The organism is Paenibacillus xylanilyticus, from assembly GCF_013359935.1.
Lineage (GTDB): Bacteria > Bacillota > Bacilli > Paenibacillales > Paenibacillaceae > Paenibacillus > Paenibacillus xylanilyticus.
In genome coordinates this window covers 1-20,125 of the sequence record NZ_JABMCB010000179.1, presented here as the reverse complement: position 1 = coordinate 20,125, position 20,125 = coordinate 1, and the positions used below count along the sequence as shown (strand labels likewise).

The following is a 20,125-nucleotide window of genomic DNA, read 5'->3' as shown; positions in this document are numbered from 1 at the left end:
TAAGGAGGTCTTCTCTTCGTGAATGTGTTATATCAACGTTCTCCAAGAATGACACCGGTTCTTAAGGAAGAAAAGCTGGAAATTCTCAGACCTCCAACAGAACCGAGCAAACCTACGTTTTCTATGATTTCTATTATTATACCGATCATGATGACGATGGTCAGTATCGGATTCTACGTATATATCAATATGACGGGTAAAATGGGCAACCCCAATTATATGATGTTTCAGATGATGACTGTCATGATGATGCTTACGTCATACACCATTCCGTTCTTTGTGTATCTGAGTAACAAAAAGACGTATCGCAAAAAAATTGAAGAACGTAAGGCCATGTACCGAGCCCAACTGGATAAGCACCGTGAAGAGCTTAAGGAAGCTCAGGCAGAGCAGGTTAAGAGCCTGTACGAGATTCATGGAGATCCCAATGTTTGTCTGCAAGTGGTGAAGAATCGCAACAGCTCCCTTTGGGAACGTTCACCGGAAGATGACGATTTCTTGCAGGTACGGATTGGTACGGGAGAAATTCCGTTTCGAATTAAACTGCAGGTTCCACGAGTGGATGGTTATGAAAAAGATGAATTAATCGAGGCAGCTCATGAACTTGCAGCAGAATTTGAGACGGTCCCCGATGCTTCCATCACGCTCCCGCTGTTCCAATCGAAAGTGATGGGATTGGTAGGGAATCGGGAAGAAGTGCTTGCTTCCCTACGCGTCATCATTTCACAACTTACGGTGCGACATTCGCCTGATGAATTGAAGATTGCTGCCTTTTATGAAGAGAAAGAAGCAAAGGAATGGGACTGGCTGCGCTGGTTACCCCATATCTGGGATGAAGATCAGGGACAACGCTATATGGCCGACAGGCACAGCGGTGCGCATCAATTGGCGGACAGCTTGTTTTCCGTGCTAAACCGTCGTCGGAACAACAAAGAAGATCGATACAAAAAAAGTGTGCAGACTCCATGTTATGTGGTTGTTCTCTCGGACACGCAGCTTATTGAAGAAGAGCCTCTTCTTCCATTATTGCTCGAATCTGCACAGGAGATTGATGTGTGCACCATTATTTTGGCGAACCGCAAGGAATCCCTTCCGATGCATTGTCAATTGATCATGGAGGCATCCAAAGGCAAGGGCGTGTACATCAAAAAAACGGAAGATGCTGACGTTGTACAGCAGACGTACACACCGGACGTGATATCAAAAGAGACAGCCGAGGCACTCTCGCGCTACATGTCTCCAATTCGGCTGAAGCGATCTTCCGCTTCGGACATTCCGCAAATCCTTCCGTTGTTCGATATGCTGGGCACTTCACGCGTTGAAGATTTGGATGTAATCACCCGCTGGGGACAAACAAGATACCCCGATACGCTTCCTGTACCGATGGGCGTGCGCGCAGGTGGCAAGAAAATAGCCATCAATCTGCATGATAAAATTGAACGTCAGGGTCACGGACCTCACGGATTGATCGCAGGAACGACGGGTTCAGGTAAAAGTGAGGTCATTCAGTCAATCGTGGCTTCGCTGGCTGCAGAGTTTCATCCCCATGACCTGGCCTTTATGTTGATTGACTATAAGGGCGGCGGAATGTCCAACACGTTCGTAGGCTTGCCTCACGTGGTTGGTACGATTACCAACCTGGATGGCAACCTGATTGAACGTGCCAACATCTCACTTCGTGCCGAACTGGTTAGAAGGCAAAAAATATTGAATGATGCTGGCAACCTCCAGCACATTGATGAATATTACAAAATTTTGCGTTCAAGACATGAACAGCCACTGCCACATTTGGTCATTATCATCGATGAGTTTGCTCAATTGAAACGGGACCAACCGGAATTCATGGATGAATTAATTAGTATCGCAGCTATTGGCCGAACATTGGGTGTCCATCTTATCCTGGCAACTCAGAAGCCGGCAGGTGTAGTGGACGATAAGATATGGAGTAACTCCCGCTTCCGCATCTGTCTTCGTGTACAGAGCGAAGGGGATAGCCGCGACATGATCAAAATCCCTAATGCGGCTTGGATCACCAAGCCGGGTCGTGGATATTTTCAGGTCGGCAGTGATGAAGTATTCGAGGAAATGCAGTTTGCCTGGAGTGGGGCGCCATACAATCAGCAGGAGGATACGACCACTGTACTGCCTGTTATGGAAGTGCGTCTTAACGGCAAGAGAGAACCGCTATTGACGGGCGAACGCAGAGCAGTACTCAAAGGGGAAGATGTCCCCAAGCAGCTTCAGGTCTTTATCGACTATGTGGCACAGTCTGCAGCTGACGCAGGAATCAAACGGTTGCCGGGTCCTTGGCTGCCGCCTCTTCCGGAGACACTGGAATGGGAAAGTCTTGCGGATTGGCAGGAAGAAGAGTATAGGGAACTGCTGCTTGACGGCGGAGCTAGTGGCTTGAAGCCGGTAGTTGGTCTGCTTGACGATCTGCCCAACCAGCGTCAGATGCCCCTTGCGCTTCCGGTAGATCAGGGGCATTTGATAGTGTACGGCATGCCAGGTTTGGGCAAAACGACCTTAGTCCAGACTTTGCTGATGTCGCTCGCACGTTCCCGTCGTACAGATCCATGGCATGGATACATTATTGATATGGGCCGGATGATGAAAGATTTTGCAGGTCTGCCGCAGATCGGCGGTGTGCTGATGGCCGAAGAGGAAGACCGGATCAAGCGATTATTCCGTTATATTCTGAAACTCTCAGCACAGCGTAAGGATATGATCTCGGAAGCCGGGGTTAAAACAATTTCGGCTTATCGTCGTACAGCACATGCGGCCGTACCTCAAATTGTGGTTGTAATTGATGGATATCTATCATTCCGTAATGCTTATCCGGAAGAGAATGAACTGCTTGAAACGATTCTGCGTGAAGGCGGAAGTCTCGGAATTACCTTCATCCTTACTGCGAATCGGGTAACTGATGTGTTCGAGAAGTTCAGAAGCAACATACCAAACGCGGTATCCTTTGAATTATCCGATCCAAGTGATTATTATTATGCAGTGGGCCGGCCTTCAAAAGCACCAAGCCAGCTTCCGCCGGGTAGAGGTCTCGTAAAAGGACAGGTGCCACCTCTGATGTTCCAGGCGGCATTACCATCATCCGGTGCGGATGAAGGGAAGCGATCGTCCGCTCTCCGCGGTATGATCGCAGAGATTCGGGGTAGCTGGACTGGTGAAGAAGCTCCGCAAATCGCTCCGCTTCCTGAAGAAGTGAAGCTCAAGGATTTACTTATAAGTTCAGGTTCGTTTAATCATGCAGGAGAAGTTTCTACTGTAAACGTACCTGTCGGTCTGCTGACAGATGATTTGGAGCCTTTCCTGCTCAACCTGCGTGAAGGTCCTCATTTTATGGTCACAAGCCCCATGGAAGGCGGTAAAACGACATTTTTGCTGACATGGATGTTATCACTGGCCTATCATGCTTCTCCGGAAGACGTGCAAATATATACAGTAGATATGCGATATGGTACTGGAGGACTGGGGGAAATCAGCAGTTTGCCCCATGTCCGTGGACATGTGTCTCGTGAAGAACAGCTTGCACCTGTCATCCAACAGTTGTACGATGAAGTTCTAAAAAGAGGCGAGTTGAAGGGTGGACCGGAAATCGTGCTTGTCATCGATGATGCGGATACCTTGTCGAAACAATTGAATGATTTTAATGTGAAAGACCAATTGGGTGCGATTGTCCGTCAAGGTCGGGATCGGGGAGTGCATGTGATTCTATCGGGCGTTCCTGCCGATTTCCCTACCTTCGGCTCAGACTGGGTAAGTGATGTCAAGGCTTCCCAGAGCGGATTGTTATTCGGGACTTTAGACCCTAATGATCTCTCGTTCTTCCGTATACCTTATACCGAATCTGGAGGCAGTTCAGCTGGGCTGAAGGTACTGCCACCAGGTCAAGGTTATTATGTAAAACGTAAATATTCCAGGGTTAAAGGTGCAGTTCCATGTGATGACAGCTGGAAAATGACTGATTGGATTTCTGAAATTCGTGACCGATGGCATGTTGTAGTTTGAGGGGAGGTGGCTCATAATGTTGACGGTTCATGATTCCAAGCAAAAGGTAGTCACTTTGCAAATAAAAGAACTTTTTTTCCTGGCCGGTATTCTCGGTTCAGACCGATTGCTTGGCGTTGAAGACCCATTCCGCGGTTACATGGCAGAAGACATTGCTGTGGAGTGGGAGCGCGTCAAAACTTCTCTGCTCGACAAGGGATATTTGATTCAGGATCAGGACAGCAATGAGCTGATCATGACACCGACCGTTTTCTCCAGGGTAGCCATTGCGGGATTATCCGACAGGGCTTGCTGGATCCGCTACACGTGCAGCGGTACTTCGTATGAAAGTTATATACATTGCACAGACGAGCGGGTCGTTGAAGTATCCCGTGTTGCTGATGAACCGGATTCCTTCCGGTTATCCGATCTCGGGAACGTTCGTGAGGCGATTGATTTCCTGATTCAACGTATGAAGTGGAGCGGCCATTCTCCTGCGGAGAAGCCGGCACTGATGTGCTCCAAGAAAAAATTTTATGATGTTATGAATGAGCTTAGCGACAAGGAAGAATCCGCAGTGGCTGATGAGCTGGCGCAGGAGACGAACGATCCGGAAGGGTCGCTTGCGCTTGCACGCTGTCTGATGAACAAAGAATCAGACGGGGAACTGCGATTGCTTGTATGGAACGGAGAAGGTTGGAAATCACAATCTGCAGCTTTTGCAGCAAGTTCTGTATCCAATTGGTTGTTCCGCATGAGCACAGCCGCTTCAGATGATTGGCTTGTTGCGGCCCTGACGACGAGAGAACAGTTTCACGAGATGCTGCTGGACTGGCTTAAACAGCCTGCAGGGGAAGAGGAAAGGTGATGGTAAATGCGCATTCGTGTGGAACCGGATGTGCTTCGGGCACTGAGCAGGCAGATTCAGTATGCGGCGGAGCAAATACAGCAAAAGATGACAGTGTTGGAACAGGCGATTCATTCGCTGGAGTGGGATATTGAATCTCGCGCTGCGGTGATGAGTGAATGGAGTCACAGCAAGCGACTCGGCGAAGATGCGGTGCGTCGTTTTATGGACTTAAGCGTGCAACTGGGACGCAAAGCCTTGTTATTCCAGCAGGCAGATATGGAGTATCGTACAGTGCTGAGTCATGTGAACACAGCCTATGGCAATGCGGTCAACATGCTTAACGTTCTTGAAAACAATGGTGCAGGGAAAATCTTGCCTGCACATTCCGCAGCTGCTGCTGTAGTATCCGATCCCCTTTCCGCGGTGGCGGCAGTATACCGGGTGCAGGATGCTGCGCCACCCGACGGTTCCCCCGCTACCCTGGTTCAGGCTATGCAGCCTGAACCAGTAGCGTGGAGATTCACAGATCCTTCCTTTCGGGGGAGAAGAGGAACCGAACCTGTGGTTTCCTGATTAGACGGGGTGCAGAGGTCTAAAATAAGGACAGCAGAAAGTGAATTATTTATGTAAATAGTCTGTTAGGGGAAGTTTCAATCCCCAAAAATGGGGTAAATAGGATTAGGTCCTTCGGCTTTTGTTCGATCGATCCTGGTATAGTACAATTTGAACAAGCAAACATTTAATTGCACAAACCAAGGAGGAAATTACACATGGCAGGACGCATTTTAGTTACCCCAGAACAACTTGATCAGGTTTCTAACCAATTTAAACAAAGCGGTGAGCAAAGTCAGCAAATCGTATCTACATTGACTCAGTCCATCACAAGTATGGAAGGACAATGGGAAGGTATGACGAAACAACGCTTCTTCCAGGAATTCCAGGAAGCAAGCAAACAAATGCAATCTTTCGTACAAACGCTGAACAGCATCAGCGCGGAACTGACGGCTATTGCCAACAAATTCCGTACAGCTGACCAAGCTCGCTAAACTGCTTTACATAGATCAGGCCGAAGTCATCTCTGACTGGGCTCTGAATCATACGCAGGCAGCAAGCTGAAGAGGTATAACTACAGCAAAAACCGGGCGTTTTACGACTCCCGGTTTTTGCTGCACTATGACAGAATGACAGAGAGAGGGATGAGAATGTCTTTTCAACCGAATCCCGGGGATGAAGTAGTGATCAATGACATTGCCTATACCATAGGGCAGCATCCAGCTGCACCTGGTCTGGCATATGCCCAAGCCGGAAGGCAAGGGATCGTCTATCAATTAATACCCCGTAATGGATCAATAAGTGGGGCCAAAGCACTAAAAGTATTTTTTCCAAAATTCCGTATCCCGGCTATGGTCTATCAGTCTGAGCATATGGAACCTTATAGTGAACTGCCAGGTTTGCAGGTATGCAAGCGTGATGTGCTCACTCCGGAAAGAAACGGAGCGCTCATTGGAGAACATCCCGATTTGTTGTACGCGGTTTTGATGCCGTGGGTGCACGGTCTGACCTGGTTTGATGTAATCAGCGATCAGAAAAAGCTGACAGCGGAAGAAAGTCTGAAGTTGGCGAGAGCACTAGCAGGGACTGGTTCGGCCATGGAGCAGCGAGGACTTGCTCATTGTGATTTGTCCGCACCCAATGTGATGATTCCGTTTTTTTCCGAAGTGGAAAACCTGGGAGGCTTATCCGCAGTTGAACTCGTCGATGTAGAGCAGATGTACGGTTCCAAAATGGATCGTCCAGATGCTCTGCTTGCTGGTTCACCCGGTTATGCAGCCCACCGGGCAGTACACAGCGGTTTGTGGAGTTCATATGCCGATCGTTTTGCTGGCGCAGTTATTATTGCCGAGATGTTAAGCTGGTCCGACCCTGTCATTGTGGAGAAAGCATGGGGAGAGAGTTATTTTGACCAGCACGAAATGCAAACGGTGAGTGAACGTTATTTTGCTATGCGTGATTCACTTCAGAAGCGTTGGGGTTCCAAAATATCCGATCTGTTTATCCGTGCCTGGGAGAGCCACGATTTGAGCAGCTGCCCTACCTTCGGGGAATGGTTTGTAGCACTGGCTTCAGCAGATGCTGGTCAGGCAGATGCGGCTGCTGTGAAAGAAACGGAGGACCAAGAAGCAGCTGCGGCGGTTGTAGCAGATACAAGCCGGACAGAGGCAAATGTAACCGATATCGGCACGACAGATACAGATGTAAAGGAAGCTAATGGGCAAATTCCGTCCGTAACAGAAGTACCACCTGGACAGGAAGCAGTTGTAAACAGGCTATTTCTGCAGGCCAGAGCACTTGAGGATGAAGATAAGCCTGCAGCTGCGCTGGAAGTATACCGTTCGCTGTATCACTTCATTCCAAACAACAGTGCGATGCAGATGGAGGTTGAAGCTGCAATCAAGGGGCTGGACGCGAAACTGAATCCCAAGGAAGACACGTCTCAGCCTGTCCGAATTCCTTTTTACAGATCCAAAAAGTTCATGATCTCTTCTGCTGTCCTTGTGGTGCTGTTGGCAGGTACCGTGCCAACGGTTAAAATTTTGGCCGATCAGGCCGAGGTTAAGCAGCAGGAAGAACAAGAAGCAGCGAGACTGGCAGAGATCAAGGCTGCTGAAGAAGCAGAGGCGGCGAAGGCAGCTGCGCTGAAGCAGCAGGAAGAAGATAAGAAAAAACAGAAAGCAGAAGCGGCGAAGCTTGAAGCCGAGGAAAAGCAAAAACTGGCTGAAGCGCAGAAAAAGGAAGAGGAACGAAAAGCACTTCAGGCGAAATACGATAAACAGGCAAAATACGAAGCTTATCTGGCTAAGCAGGAAGAGCAGAAGCAAGAAGCAGCCAAGAAGGCCCTGCAGGAAAAGTACGACAAGCAGGCGAAGTATGAAGCTTATCTGGTCTGGAAGAAAGAGCATGATGCCCAAGTAGCCAAGCAGGAAGCCGAGCGTAAAGCAGCGGCTGAAGCCCAGCGTAAACAGGAAGCACAGAGAGCAGCCGAGGAAGCAGCTCGTAAGGCTGCACTCAAGAAAAAGCGTGCTCAGAACGTGGTCACCCTGATTGCCCATTATAATAAAGCGTATAATGCGCAAAAAGGTAAAAAGATTGAAAACGCAGAGTCTTATGCCCGTGATTTCAAAAATTTGTATAACAGCGATGCCGCATATTTCAAAGGTGTAGGCAAGGTAGCGGCACGAATGAGCGCAATCAACAAATTTTTGAGCAATACGAGCTATAATCTGCCCAACTTGTAAATAACGTGAAATACGGAGGTGACTCAGGTCCAGATGAACTATACAATACAAGCATCCCAGCGAACACCCGCACTGATCATCTATCTAATTGATATCAGCGCCTCCATGAATATGGTTTTGGAAAACCGCAGACGGATTGATGTCGTCTATGACGCACTTGCCCTGGCGATTCGCCAGATGGTATTTCGTTCGACGAAGGGAAACCGATTGACGCCCCGCTACCGGATCGCCATTCTGGCGTATAGTGATGACGTATATGATTTGTTGAACGGAATTAAAGGGATTGATGAAATTGCAGCGGTCGGGTCTCTACCAGACCTGACGCCTAAACGGTTCTCGGATTCGGCGAAGGCTTTTCTGCAGGCAGAGAAGATTTTACAGGCCGAAATACCGAATATGCAGGATTGCCCTGCGCCACTCGTCTGTCATATGACAGATGGTGTAGCTACGGGTGAAGACCCGGAACCGATTGCCAAACGGATCATGGGCATGAGTGTGCCGGATGGCAATGTACTTGTTGAAAATATTTTTATATCCGATCATCTATTGGAAGGGCCCATCCCTGAACCGAGAAGATGGAAGGGGATTTCCCCGGAAACCGTTCTTCAGGACGAACATGGGGAGAAACTGCGCAATATGTCTTCAGTTCTGCCAGAAAGTTACCGTGAAATGCTTGTCGAAGCGGACTATTTACTTGCACCAGGTGCGCTGATGATGCTGCCTGGTACTTGTGCAGAACTGGTATCCATTGGGTTTCAGATGTCTGCTGCTACGCCTGTGAGATAGGAGGGGATCATTTGAGAACGATGCGTTTGGCAGCATTGCCTGCTGGTGAGAAAGGAAGCCAGGGGAAGCAGCATCGCGGGATTTTCCGGTATGTCAGTGCACAGACCGGGGAACAGCCGCTTACTCGCTATCAGGGCGCTTTTCAGTGTCGCTATGGATATGGAAGAGCTGCAGAGTCAGTTAATCAAGGGGATTCAGGACAGGATTTTGCCGCAGTTCGCATGGACGGAAATGTGTGTACTTTCGTCATGTGTGATGGTGTGGGTATGAGCTACCTTGGTGATTTTGCCGCGCGTTTTCTGGGCAATGCGCTCCTCGAATGGCTTGGAATGACCCCTAATCCAACGGCAGAGGCCGTGGAGCAGCTTCTTCACGAACTGACCACACCGGCATCTGAGCAGCTGGAGAAAATTCAGCCATTGGAGAGTTCCCCCCTGCTTTTGCGTGAAGTGTTAATGGAGAAACGAAACAGAGGCAGTCAGGCAATGTATGTGTGTGGGCGGATTGAGCTGTCCCGTGGTTCAGGAAAAAGCCGGATGTGGGTGGCTTGGCAAGGAGATTCCCGTATTCGTCTCTGGCGCAATGGTCAAGAACAATCCGGAGCATTTCAGATACACTGCCGCACGAATGAACGTTGGTCAACACGGGAAGGACCTGTTGGCGGCAAACCCCATATTTATGAGGCGAAGCTATCCAATGAACGAATTCGACTGCAGCTGTATACGGATGGGCTGAATGATCTGGATGCCATACAGGCTTACATTCCGGATGAACACATCCAGGTGCTGCTGGATGCGACACACACCGGAGGGCTTGAAGATGATGCCGCTTTCATTGAGCTGGAATGGTGAACTGTCAACGCATGGGGGTTATACCACTGTTACAGCTTCCAAGTGGGATGAGGAGCAACTGAGAAAAAACTTGTCATTGTTGATTTAAAAGGCACTCTTTTTGGGTAATCTTGTGAAGAATCTACTTAGTTAGCATGTTCATCATGCTGAACCACAGGTCTTGGATGTACATTCTTACATAATTGCTGAAAAAGGAGTGGAATGGAGCATGACACAACATAACGACAAGTCTCGGTTTGCAAACAAAGTGGCCATCATCACCGGAGCTGGTTCAGGTATTGGCAAGGCAACAGCTGTCAAATTGGCAAACGAAGGCGCTCATGTTGCGCTGTTTGATCTGGTGAATGATCGGATCTCACAGACGGAAGCTGAGATCAATGCGGTACATCCAGGAGCTGCACGTGCATTTGATGTGGATATTTCCGATCCGGCACGAGTGGAAAAAGCAGTGCTCGAAACGGTTGAGTTATTCGGCAGTTTGGACATTGTATTTGCCAATGCTGGGATTAACGGTGTATCGGCTCCGATCGAGGAAATCCAGGTGGAGGATTGGCAGCGGATTATTACGACCAATCTGGATGGCACATTTTTTACGATCAAGTACGCACTGCCTCATCTGAAAAAACGTGGCGGGGGAAGCATCATCATTACAAGTTCCATTAATGGTAATCAACGCTTTACCAGCTTTGGAATGTCTGCTTACAGTACTTCGAAGGCAGGACAAGTTGCATTCTCGAAGATGGCTGCGCTGGAACTGGCCAGATTTAAAATTCGGGTCAATGTCATATGCCCGGGTGCGATTGCAACCAATATTGATCAGAGCACAGTCAAAACGGATGAGCTGCACCAAATTGTCATTCCAATGGAGTTTCCGGAAGGAGAGCAGCCGCTCGCAGATGGTCCTGGACAGCCCGAGCAAGTAGCCAATCTCGTTGCTTTTCTGGCATCGTCTGAATCCAAACACATTACGGGAGCAGAGATTGTCATTGACGGTGCAGAGTCGCTGTTACGTTAATATGCTTTATCTTGTGTGGTCGTTCCTTTGGAACGGCTTTTTTTGTTATAATGCTAACATTCACTTTCGATATTTTGCATGGTGCCTTAGGAATTAGGAGCGATGATATGAATATGGAGTTACCGATACATCAGATTATACCTGAGCTGCGACAGCTGTTCCGGGAAGAGAATACTTGTGTACTTATTGCAGAGCCGGGGGCAGGTAAAACCACCGTAGTTCCTCTATCCCTGCTGGAGGAACCGTGGCTAAACGGACGAAAGATTGTCATGTTGGAGCCTCGCAGACTTGCTGCACGCTCGGCGGCAGCGCGTATGGCTGCAGCGCTGGGTGAAAAAGCTGGACAGACAGTAGGATATCGGGTTCGCATGGATACCCGTGTAAGTCAGGCAACGCGAATTGAGGTTGTGACAGAAGGTGTATTGACACGCATGCTTCAGCAGGATCAGGGGCTTGAAGATACAGCGATGATTATATTTGATGAATTTCATGAACGGCATCTGCACGGCGACCTGGGACTGGCGCTTGCCTTGGAATCACGGGCAATGCTGCGTCCGGATCTGAAGCTGCTGATCATGTCGGCAACGCTGGATCCCGAGCCGATCTGTGCATTGCTTGGTGAAGAGACTCGCGGGGTTCGCTGTCCCGGACGCACGTTTCCGGTGGAAACCCGGTATGTACATAAACCTGCTTCTGCAGTTCTCGAAGAGTTCACGGCTCATACGGTTGTTAAAGCGATGGCTGAGCGGGAAGGGGATGTACTGGTCTTTCTTCCAGGAGCCAGAGAGATTCATCGGACAGAACGGGAGCTATCGAAGCTTAACCTTCCATCACATGTGCAGGTGCATTCCCTGTACGGCAGTATGCCGGTTGAACGGCAGGATGAGGCTGTGCGCCCGGCTTCGGCGGGGAGCCGCAAGGTGGTATTGTCCACATCCATTGCGGAGTCGAGTCTTACGCTGCCGGGTGTCAGAGTCGTTGTAGATTCCGGGCTGAGCCGTGCTTCGGTGTTCTCGCCGCGTACCGGCATGAGCCGGCTTGTTACCCAGCCAGTGTCCAAGGCGTCAGCTGACCAGCGGCGGGGCCGTGCAGGGCGAATTGCTCCCGGGGTGTGTTACAGGCTGTGGAGTGAAGAAGTACACGATGGCCTGCCGGAGGCAGCGAGGCCGGAGATTGCTTCTGCGGACCTCGCACCGCTGGCGCTGGAGCTTGCCGCCTGGGGTGTCCAGTCCCCAGCAGAGCTGCAGTGGCTGGACACTCCGCCTGCCGCAGCCTACGGCCAGGCACAGGCGCTGCTGCGCCAGCTGGGCGGCCTGGATGACACAGGCCGCATCACGCCCTTCGGGCGGCGGATGAACGCGCTTGGCGTGCATCCGCGACTGGCCAGCATGCTGCTCCGCGCGGCGGAGCTTGGGCTGGCCAGCTACGCCAGCATGCTGGCGGCACTGCTGCAGGAGCCTGCTGGCCTCCGCAGCAGTGGCAGTGCAGGCGCGGGCACGGATCTGTGCCCGCGCGTGGAAGCGCTGCTGACTGCGGACAGCAGCGATATGCCGCAAGCGGCAGCGGCTGTCGCAGACGTCGCTGCCGTGCGGCGCATGTGCCAGGAGAGCCGCCAGCTGCGCGCGGCGCTCGGCCCGGCGGCCGATCCGGTACGACCGGACGAGGACAGCTGCGGATTGCTGCTGTCCTTCGCCTATCCGGACCGGATCGGGCAGCGCCGGGAGGATGGCCGCTACCTGCTGAGCAGCGGCCGCGGAGTACGGCTCGCAGCGACAGAATCGCTGAGCCGTTCAACCTACCTGGTCGCTGCCGAGGCGGACGACCAGGGCGTGGATGCACGCATCCTGCTGGCTGCGCCGGTGCAGGAGCAGCTTCTGCTGGATTACGGTGCACATCTGCTGCAGGAAGAGGTACAGATTGCATGGGATCGCAGCACTAGAAGCGTCCGTGCCCACCGGAGGCTGCGGATTGGAGCCATCCTGGTGAAGGAAAGCAGTATCTCTCAGCCGCCCGAAGATCAGGTGCTGGAAGCATTGATTACAGGGATCCGTACAGAAGGACAGGACTGTCTGCCATGGACCAAATCATCGAGGCAGCTTGCTGACAGGCTGCGTTTTCTGCACCGCCACTTGCCGGACTGGCCAGATCTTGCAGCTGATCATGTGTCAGAAGAGCTTGAAGAGCTACTTAGACCCTTTTTGCCTGGGATGCGTTCTGCTGCCGATCTCAAAAAATTATCCATGCAGGATGTACTGTTGGGAGGTTTGAGCTGGGAACAGCGGCAGCAATTGGACCGGGAAGCTCCAACCCATATTCAGGTGCCCAGTGGATCACGCATCCCCGTGGATTATAGTCGTCCTGAAGACCCCACCCTGGCGGTACGTCTGCAGGAGATGTTTGGGCAGCAGGAGACGCCGCGAATTGGAGGAGGCCGTGTACCGCTAACGCTGCATCTATTATCGCCTGCACAGCGGCCTGTCCAGGTAACCCGGGATTTGGCGAACTTCTGGCGGGAGACCTATTTCGAGGTGAAAAAGGATCTGAAGGGCCGGTATCCGAAGCATTACTGGCCGGACAACCCGTTGGAGGCAATGGCAACCAATCGGACGAAGCCGCGCCCTTAGAAGTTAACGAATTTCCCCTTGTTGTATGTTGTAAAGGTTTTCTATTCTTGCATTTCACTAGACGTTCCATATGAGGATAATAACTCTATGAAACGATGTCATATTCATGAAATGAAGCTGAAAATATAAAATTTATATCCTTTATGTTGCGATGGAAACGTTTAAAAGAAAACGGTGCGGGTAATAACATAGCGAAGCGAACCACCCAAATCACTGAGGAGGGATTCACTATGCAGAAGAAAATCGTAGGTGTTTTTGATACAGAACGTGAGGCATCGCAGGCCATAGAGGGCTTGAAGGCGCAAGGATTCACTTCAGACGAAATTTCGGTAGTTACGCAGGATCGGGATGAACTGAAGGCTATTCGTGAAGAAACAGGAACCAAGGCGCCAGAAGGTGTGGCAGCAGGTGCAGCCACAGGCGGAGTACTTGGTGGTGTTGCCGGATTACTGGCAGGTATCGGAGCATTGGCGATTCCAGGGATCGGACCCATTTTGGCAGCCGGTCCAATTGCAGCAGCATTTACGGGAGCCGCCGTTGGCGCAGGTGCTGGCGGACTTGTTGGTGGACTTGTAGGTTTAGGGATTCCGGAAGAGGACGCCAGACAGTATGAGGAATATGTGCAAAACGGCAAAATCCTCCTGCTGGTTGATTCCACAGATCGGGATTCTGACGTATATGATGTATTTAGCAGTACCAGCTATCTGAATCGGGACAGATATACTGCCCATGGTACGGATGTGCCTGCAGAGCGTTCGGATCTCGATCTGGAAGAACGAAGACTGGAAACGCAGAACAAAGCGACACGGATGGGCAACAACACATTTTTGTAAACCTGATTTTCAGTATACTTCACGCTGGAGTCATAACCCAACGGACAGGAAGAAGTATGGGTTGTAGTTGCTTGGCTTAATGTACGAGCCGTCAGGCGGCCATCAGCCGGTTTCCCTAGGGGAACCGGCTTTTGCCCTGTGATGCCTTCTTGGGATTACATGATTGACAGGTGTGTAATAATTAGGCGGGGAATAATAATACATACAACAGAACAGCAAGTGCCAGGCCAATGACTAACAGCATAAAAGTCAGGAATCGAATCAATCGGGTGGATGCTTGAAACGTTTGCTGATTAATTTGCCTGCGTTTACGGTGATACGAAGCCGCAGAACACAGGATAATGGTAACGCCGCTGACCAGAGAGGTAACCCCTGTTATAATCGCGGCAATGTGTGCAATCTGATCATAAGAAGAAGAATTGAAGCCCAACCCGGCAGCAAGGAATCCGACACCGACCAGGGCTATTCCCGTGCGTACCCAGGCCAGAAACGTTCGTTCATTCGCCAGATGCTGCTGTACATATTTGGAGTCGATCGTGGTGGTTTCTAGATCTGAAGCAGCGATTTGAATCCCTCCGTTCTTCTAATATCCTAATTTTAATTGTACTTATTTTTCACGGGAAAACCAAGAAAGGCGGCTGGACGTTATGCCACGGAAAGAACGAATTGTTGAAATTGAAAGTCTGAGAGGGATTGCCTTTGCGGCCGTTGTACTCCAGCATTCCATCGCCCATTTTTCTTTGGTTCCTGAGGCGGGCCTGGAAGATGGAGTATTACTGGCTATTTTGTTGATGGTTTCCAAATTTGCTGTCCCCTTGTTTATTTTCATAACGGGCATGGTTTTGTTCTATAACACGGGAGAGCAGCTGAATTACGGCCGGTTTATGCAGAAAAGATTAACAGATGTTATCGCCCCATATGTAGTATGGTCGCTTGTTTATTTCACACTTACTCCCCAAGGGTGGGGCGGTTTTGGCTGGCAGGATCTTCCCGAGCTAGGTTTGAAGTTAATTACCGGCAAAACGACCTCTCATTTTTGGTACATCATTATGCTGATTCAATTTTACTTGCTGTTCCCGTTGTTTTTAAGAGCCATACGACATGTATACAACCGTTATGAATCCCGAGGACGCCTGGTGGCTGTCCTGATTGCTGGAGCAGTATACCTCGTGCTAGCGGATCAACTGGGAAATATAGCGCGGTTTATGGAGCGTTTGAACATTCCGGTTCTGACAGATGCATTTACAACCTATGCGGACCGCAATTTCCTGTATTTCTTTTTCTACTTTGTACTTGGAGCTGCTGCCGGATTATCGGTCGGGAAATGGAATCTGTGGGTTCATCGATTGCGCTGGGTATACTGGATGGTGTTTATAACACTGGGTCTTCGGTTTACATATTTATTAATGCTGGAATTTCAAAAGCCGGAAGGAATACAGATCACGTTTTATACCGTCAGCCTGATCAGACCAGATATGGCAATCTTTCTGATTGCGTCCATTATGGTCATGTATCAGTTGGCAGGCAAATTGCACAACCATATGGCAGTGGGATGGCTTGGATGGATTGGCAGTGTTTCTTATGGTGGTTACCTGATGCATATGCTCATGCTGCGTTACAGTTATATTCCGGATGAACAGTTGTACGTTGCCTGGGGATTCAATCCGACAATACGAATGATCCTGACCTGGCTGCTTGCTTTGACTTTATCCTGCGGACTTACATGGTGCATCTCTCGTGTGAGCTGGGGAAAATGGATTGTAGGTTCTGTACCGAAAGGCAACCTCAAGAATTGAAAGTTACAACGTATGAAAAATTCTAAATAGAATCGCCACTTGACCAGTTATTACACTTGTTTCACTAGGGCATTACGTTTTAAAGATCTTAATTGCCGATGTGACCCTTCGCTTTGGTTATTATTTTAAAAAATCAACATATGAAAAATTCATAATAATAAACCCGCAATTCGTTCTGTCGATCATTTCTGCTTCGCCGTTCCTCTATCATTCTCGCCTGCTGTTTACTCAGGAAAAACGGAGAATGATGGCAGAAACCGAACACAAGTTTTATAATACGAAGTAGAGCAGTAGAGGATGGGGGGAACACACGTGGCTTTTATGATTGCCCAGCGGGCGTTTATCAAGCTGTATCTTATCACAATGGTTGAACAGCACAGAGGATATGGTTACGAAATGCTGGAGGCGATGAAGGAGGAGTTCAAAGCTTACGGTTATGTGCCGCCTCAGAGCGAGGTATATCGAGCTTTGCATGAATTGGTACAGCAGGGTGTTTTTTATCGGACGAAGAAACTGAAGGGCAACGATCCCAAAGTGGACTTTCAGGAGATCGTTTTATATCACTTTACGGATGATGGAGCGGAGAAAGCCGAATTGTACAAAAAGCAGGTCAAGGCGGATCTTGACCGATGTCTCGGCATGCTGCACAAGGCAGAAGAGGACAATTACGGGACGAAAGGAAGATGAGCATGAATAGGCAGCTACAGTGGGGAGTACTTGGTACATCCACAATTGCAAGAAATGCGGTAATTCCGGCGATCCAGCAATCCGAACGGGGAGAAGTGCTCGCAATTGCCAGTCGCAGCAAGGAAAAAGCCGAAGCTCTCGCCGAAGAGTTGGACATTGCCAGAAGCTATGGCAGTTATGAAGAGCTCATTGCTGATCCCGATATCGAGGCTGTATATATTCCGTTGCCGAACCACATGCACAAGGAATGGACGATCAAAGCTGCTCAGGCTGGAAAGCATGTATTATGTGAGAAGCCTGCCGCATTGAATGCGGACGAGTCTGCCGAAATGATTCAGGCATGCAAGGAGTACGGCGTTCTTTTCGCAGAAGCCATCATGTATCGTTATCATCCCAAGCATCGACGTGTTCAGGAGATCATTGCGAGTGGAGAGATTGGTGCTGTTCGCGCGATCCATGGCAATTTTACTTGCAACACTGCGGATGATAAGGACAATGTCAGGTTTAAACGGGACATGGGCGGCGGGTCGTTGTTCGACCTTGGGGTATATCCCATTTCAGCAGCGCGTATGTACCTGGGACAAGAGCCCGAAGCAGTTACAGTTCATGCCTTGTTCTCCGACGAACATGACGGGGTAGATATGATGGCATCAGGCCTTGTGGAATTTCCCGGTTCTGTGGCGTTAACATTTGACTGCGGCATGTGGGCTTCCGGAAGAGCCGAGATGGAAATTCTCGGTACCGACGGACGAATTGAATTGCCGAAAGTGTTTGGCTGGGAGAATAGTGACATTCCACCACAGATCATTATTCATACGGATTCGGTCAGCCGGGAAGAACGTGTATCGGTATCCAATTCTTATGTTTTGCAGGCGGAAACCTTTGCAGCAGCAGTGCTGGAAGGAACACCACTGCCATTTACTCCGGAAAATACGATAGCAAACATGCGTGTCATTGATGCATGCTTGCAATCCGCTCGGACTCGTCAGCGGGTATCCTTAATTTAAATATGTATTAAGATCCGACTCCATGCATCTCGATGGGGTCTTTTTGTCGTTTTTAGCCATATGGGCAATTCGTTAAAAAAATTTTCACGAAGGGATTGATTTCGTAAATTGTTACGTTAAAATAATATTAACATGAAAAATATTTTAACGTTGAAGGGCGGACTCCTAATGAGCGAGGGTACAGCAGTAAGCAAGCAAGGAATTGGTGAGTTAATACAGGTCAAACCTTATATGCAGTTTATGCTCGGGAAGATGGTAGCCAGGTTTGGTGATTCCATTGATTCGATTGCCTATAGCTGGATGGTGTATATGCTGACAGGTTCGAAACTGCTAATGGGGACGCTGCTCGCGGTCAACTTCTTGCCGAATATTCTGTTGGGTCTTTTTGCCGGTGCGATCGTGGATAGAATGTCGCCGAAGAAGGTCATCGTGCTGACGAATTCAGGTCGGGGGTTGCTCGTTGGAATTACGGCACTGCTGTTTGGTATGGGAGAACTGCAAGTATGGCATTTGTTCGTTGTTACCATTCTGAATTCATTGCTTGAATGCTTCTCGTCACCAGCCGAAATGTCCAGTGTGCCGAGACTGCTGCCTCAATCGTTGCTTCTTTCCGGCAATGCCATGTCATCTTCGGCAACCCGGTTGGCAGAACTTGGCGGGCTTGCTGTAGCAGGTGCACTCATTGCAACTGTTGGAATTACATGGACGATTTTAATTGATGCAGGTCTGTTTGCATGGAGTGCTGTGCTCATGAGTCGCGTTGTATATCCTTCATCACCGAAGACGGAGGACGTGTCACCGGAGAAGGATTCTTCCCTCAGTGCTCCCCAAGGCTTGCTTACAGACATGATTGAAGCCTTTCGCTTTATACGCAAACATGCCTTGCTGCTTATTACCTCGATTCTATTCGCCTTCGTTAACTTCTGTCTGATGCCCTTCAACGTTCTCCGTACACCATACGTGATCGACATTCTGCATGCCGGTGCAGGCGGATTAAGTCTGCTCAGTGGGTTGATGGTGGGGGGCATGGTGCTGAGTGGGCTGTGGATGACTCACAGAGGCAGCAGCTACCCTAAAAGTGTATTGATTATTAGTGGAATTATCCTGCTGGGACTTAGTTATGCAATGACCGCGCTTCCTGCGTATATGTCAACGAACCAGTTACCACTGGCAGCGATTTTTTGTTTGATGATGGGGCTGGGTATACCACTTGCCACAACACCACTCGCCTCCTATATGATGGAGGTTACACCTTCTGGCATGCTTGGCCGGGTTTCTGCCCTGCAAAGCATGCTGTGTGTTAGCGCTATACCGCTTGGAAGTCTGGTTTCAGGTGCGGCTGCAGAATGGGTGTCTACACCGTTGTTATTTATTGGCTGTGGCATATTGCTAGCAATGTCTGCAATATTCCTTCTTCTGAGCAAAACATTCCGGCGCAGTATCTAATCAAATCCTTTTTCCTTTTAAGACCTGTTTTGACCGGGGGCGGGACTGAACGGTATAATATGCATATATAAGGGCAACAGGTACCCCGGAAATGAGGATACAGGTATGCAGCAGAAAGTATTGTCAACGATCGAAGAGATTAAGATCTACTCCGACCCGTATCGGATCCAGATTCTGAATATGTTTAATAAACAGGGTAGACCTTCTACTGTGAAAGAGATAGCCGACAAACTTGGTGAAGTACCCGCGAAAGTACATTATCACGTGAAAAAACTCGAGAAGATCGGTTTGCTTACACTCGTATCCACCCGAGAGATTAATGGAATCATTGCCAAATATTACGAACCCTTTCAGGGGGAAATTCATCTTCGTCATGAAGAAGAGGACCACTCTCCACTGAAGCAGGTATTCCGTTCAGAGACACTTAAACTATTGAATGAAATGTATGAGCAGAGCCGGCAGATGTTTATGAAACAGGCAGAGCGTAGTGACAACATGTTTGGACAAATCTCGGACATGACGTTATATGCGAGCCGTGAGGAAGTCGAACAGCTGTATAGGGATATTACGAAAATGTGTGAGCCATATACGAAACGGAATGAACAGAAGGGAGATCAGGAGGTTTTTCAACTGTTCTCGACATTGTCTCAACATGTGGATGAACCATCTAAACCCAAGAAAAGTAAAACTCCACCACAGCAGCAGAAAGAATAGTGTTTCTTTACAGGGGACGATGCTAAGGCAATTGGAACGAGGCAGACACGTGCAGCAAAAAGAAAAGGCCGCCTGAATGGTATTATCCCCTTTTAGTAGACAAGAGAAAAAAGACATCTGTTAAGATGGACTTAATCTTGCCAAACGAAGGGGATTTTTTTATGGCTAAAAAAGGACAAACTTTCCGGCGGTACTCCTTGGAATTGAAATTGGAGGCG

At 49.3% G+C, this 20,125-nt stretch carries 16 protein-coding genes; 15 read left to right on the top strand and 1 reads right to left on the bottom strand.

Annotation, left to right across the window (positions count from 1 at the left end):
• Positions 1-18: 18 nt before the first annotated feature.
• The 10 genes from essC to HP552_RS13415 all read left to right on the top strand — a co-directional run bounded on the left by essC (position 19) and on the right by HP552_RS13415 (position 14,257).
• On the top strand, positions 19-4,023 hold the full coding sequence (gene essC / locus HP552_RS13460; protein ID WP_175395973.1) for a type VII secretion protein EssC: 4,005 nt from the start codon (positions 19-21) through the stop codon (positions 4,021-4,023).
• A gap of 16 nt (positions 4,024-4,039) precedes the next feature.
• On the top strand, positions 4,040-4,870 hold the full coding sequence (locus HP552_RS13455) for a hypothetical protein (protein WP_175395972.1): 831 nt from the start codon (positions 4,040-4,042) through the stop codon (positions 4,868-4,870).
• Positions 4,871-4,876: 6 nt separating this feature from the next.
• Positions 4,877-5,425: a WXG100 family type VII secretion target gene (locus tag HP552_RS13450; protein WP_175395971.1), complete on the top strand. Its 549-nt coding sequence runs from the start codon at positions 4,877-4,879 to the stop codon at positions 5,423-5,425.
• 197 nt (positions 5,426-5,622) lie between these two features.
• Positions 5,623-5,898, top strand: coding sequence for a WXG100 family type VII secretion target (locus tag HP552_RS13445; protein WP_017689071.1), 276 nt, complete (start codon positions 5,623-5,625; stop codon positions 5,896-5,898).
• Between the two features lie 156 nt (positions 5,899-6,054).
• Entirely contained in the window at positions 6,055-8,148 is a 2,094-nt protein-coding gene (locus HP552_RS13440) for a protein kinase family protein (protein WP_175395970.1), read from the top strand.
• A 33-nt stretch (positions 8,149-8,181) separates the two neighbouring features.
• Positions 8,182-8,934, top strand: coding sequence for a vWA domain-containing protein (locus tag HP552_RS13435; RefSeq protein WP_175395969.1), 753 nt, complete (start codon positions 8,182-8,184; stop codon positions 8,932-8,934).
• Positions 8,935-8,954: 20 nt separating this feature from the next.
• Positions 8,955-9,785 carry a hypothetical protein gene (locus HP552_RS13430; RefSeq protein WP_246310885.1) on the top strand — a complete coding sequence of 277 codons (831 nt, stop codon included), beginning with the start codon at positions 8,955-8,957 and terminating at the stop codon, positions 9,783-9,785.
• Between the two features lie 208 nt (positions 9,786-9,993).
• Entirely contained in the window at positions 9,994-10,800 is an 807-nt protein-coding gene (locus HP552_RS13425) for an SDR family oxidoreductase (protein ID WP_175395967.1), read from the top strand.
• A 107-nt stretch (positions 10,801-10,907) separates the two neighbouring features.
• A complete protein-coding gene (gene hrpB, locus HP552_RS13420; RefSeq protein WP_175395966.1) occupies positions 10,908-13,424 on the top strand; it encodes an ATP-dependent helicase HrpB in 2,517 nt (838 codons plus the stop codon).
• Positions 13,425-13,654: 230 nt separating this feature from the next.
• The gene (locus tag HP552_RS13415; RefSeq protein ID WP_175395965.1) at positions 13,655-14,257 is read left to right on the top strand and encodes a general stress protein; all 603 of its coding nucleotides are present in this window, start codon (positions 13,655-13,657) and stop codon (positions 14,255-14,257) included.
• 181 nt (positions 14,258-14,438) lie between these two features.
• Here the strand turns inward: HP552_RS13415 and HP552_RS35795 are convergent, their stop codons facing one another.
• A complete protein-coding gene (locus tag HP552_RS35795) occupies positions 14,439-14,717 on the bottom strand; it encodes a hypothetical protein (protein ID WP_376768960.1) in 279 nt (92 codons plus the stop codon).
• Positions 14,718-14,904: 187 nt separating this feature from the next.
• Here HP552_RS35795 and HP552_RS13405 point away from each other — a divergent pair, with 187 nt between their 5' ends.
• The 5 genes from HP552_RS13405 to HP552_RS13385 all read left to right on the top strand — a co-directional run bounded on the left by HP552_RS13405 (position 14,905) and on the right by HP552_RS13385 (position 19,907).
• Positions 14,905-16,053, top strand: coding sequence for an acyltransferase (locus tag HP552_RS13405; RefSeq protein ID WP_175395964.1), 1,149 nt, complete (start codon positions 14,905-14,907; stop codon positions 16,051-16,053).
• Positions 16,054-16,365: 312 nt separating this feature from the next.
• Positions 16,366-16,740 (top strand): replication termination protein, encoded by a 375-nt coding sequence (locus HP552_RS13400; protein WP_175395963.1) that lies wholly within the window; start codon positions 16,366-16,368, stop codon positions 16,738-16,740.
• A gap of 2 nt (positions 16,741-16,742) precedes the next feature.
• Positions 16,743-17,747, top strand: a complete 1,005-nt coding sequence (locus HP552_RS13395) for a Gfo/Idh/MocA family protein (protein WP_175395962.1) — start codon at positions 16,743-16,745, stop codon at positions 17,745-17,747.
• Positions 17,748-17,915: 168 nt separating this feature from the next.
• Positions 17,916-19,193, top strand: a complete 1,278-nt coding sequence (locus HP552_RS13390; RefSeq protein WP_175395961.1) for an MFS transporter — start codon at positions 17,916-17,918, stop codon at positions 19,191-19,193.
• A gap of 105 nt (positions 19,194-19,298) precedes the next feature.
• Positions 19,299-19,907 carry an ArsR/SmtB family transcription factor gene (locus tag HP552_RS13385; protein WP_175395960.1) on the top strand — a complete coding sequence of 203 codons (609 nt, stop codon included), beginning with the start codon at positions 19,299-19,301 and terminating at the stop codon, positions 19,905-19,907.
• The last annotated feature ends 218 nt before the right edge of the window (positions 19,908-20,125 follow it).

Excerpts from the sequence above, each read along its gene's own strand:
- HP552_RS13405 (WP_175395964.1), top strand. The coding sequence starts at position 14,905 with ATGCCACGGAAAGAACGAATTGTTGAAATTGAAAGTCTGAGAGGGATT.
- HP552_RS13445 (WP_017689071.1), top strand. The coding sequence starts at position 5,623 with ATGGCAGGACGCATTTTAGTTACCCCAGAACAACTTGATCAGGTTTCT.
- HP552_RS13455 (WP_175395972.1), top strand. The coding sequence starts at position 4,040 with ATGTTGACGGTTCATGATTCCAAGCAAAAGGTAGTCACTTTGCAAATA.
- HP552_RS13395 (WP_175395962.1), top strand. The coding sequence starts at position 16,743 with ATGAATAGGCAGCTACAGTGGGGAGTACTTGGTACATCCACAATTGCA.
- HP552_RS13385 (WP_175395960.1), top strand. The coding sequence starts at position 19,299 with ATGCAGCAGAAAGTATTGTCAACGATCGAAGAGATTAAGATCTACTCC.
- hrpB (WP_175395966.1), top strand. The coding sequence starts at position 10,908 with ATGAATATGGAGTTACCGATACATCAGATTATACCTGAGCTGCGACAG.
- HP552_RS13425 (WP_175395967.1), top strand. The coding sequence starts at position 9,994 with ATGACACAACATAACGACAAGTCTCGGTTTGCAAACAAAGTGGCCATC.
- HP552_RS13430 (WP_246310885.1), top strand. The coding sequence starts at position 8,955 with ATGCGTTTGGCAGCATTGCCTGCTGGTGAGAAAGGAAGCCAGGGGAAG.
- HP552_RS13415 (WP_175395965.1), top strand. The coding sequence starts at position 13,655 with ATGCAGAAGAAAATCGTAGGTGTTTTTGATACAGAACGTGAGGCATCG.
- HP552_RS13450 (WP_175395971.1), top strand. The coding sequence starts at position 4,877 with ATGCGCATTCGTGTGGAACCGGATGTGCTTCGGGCACTGAGCAGGCAG.
- HP552_RS13390 (WP_175395961.1), top strand. The coding sequence starts at position 17,916 with ATGAGCGAGGGTACAGCAGTAAGCAAGCAAGGAATTGGTGAGTTAATA.
- HP552_RS13435 (WP_175395969.1), top strand. The coding sequence starts at position 8,182 with ATGAACTATACAATACAAGCATCCCAGCGAACACCCGCACTGATCATC.
- HP552_RS13440 (WP_175395970.1), top strand. The coding sequence starts at position 6,055 with ATGTCTTTTCAACCGAATCCCGGGGATGAAGTAGTGATCAATGACATT.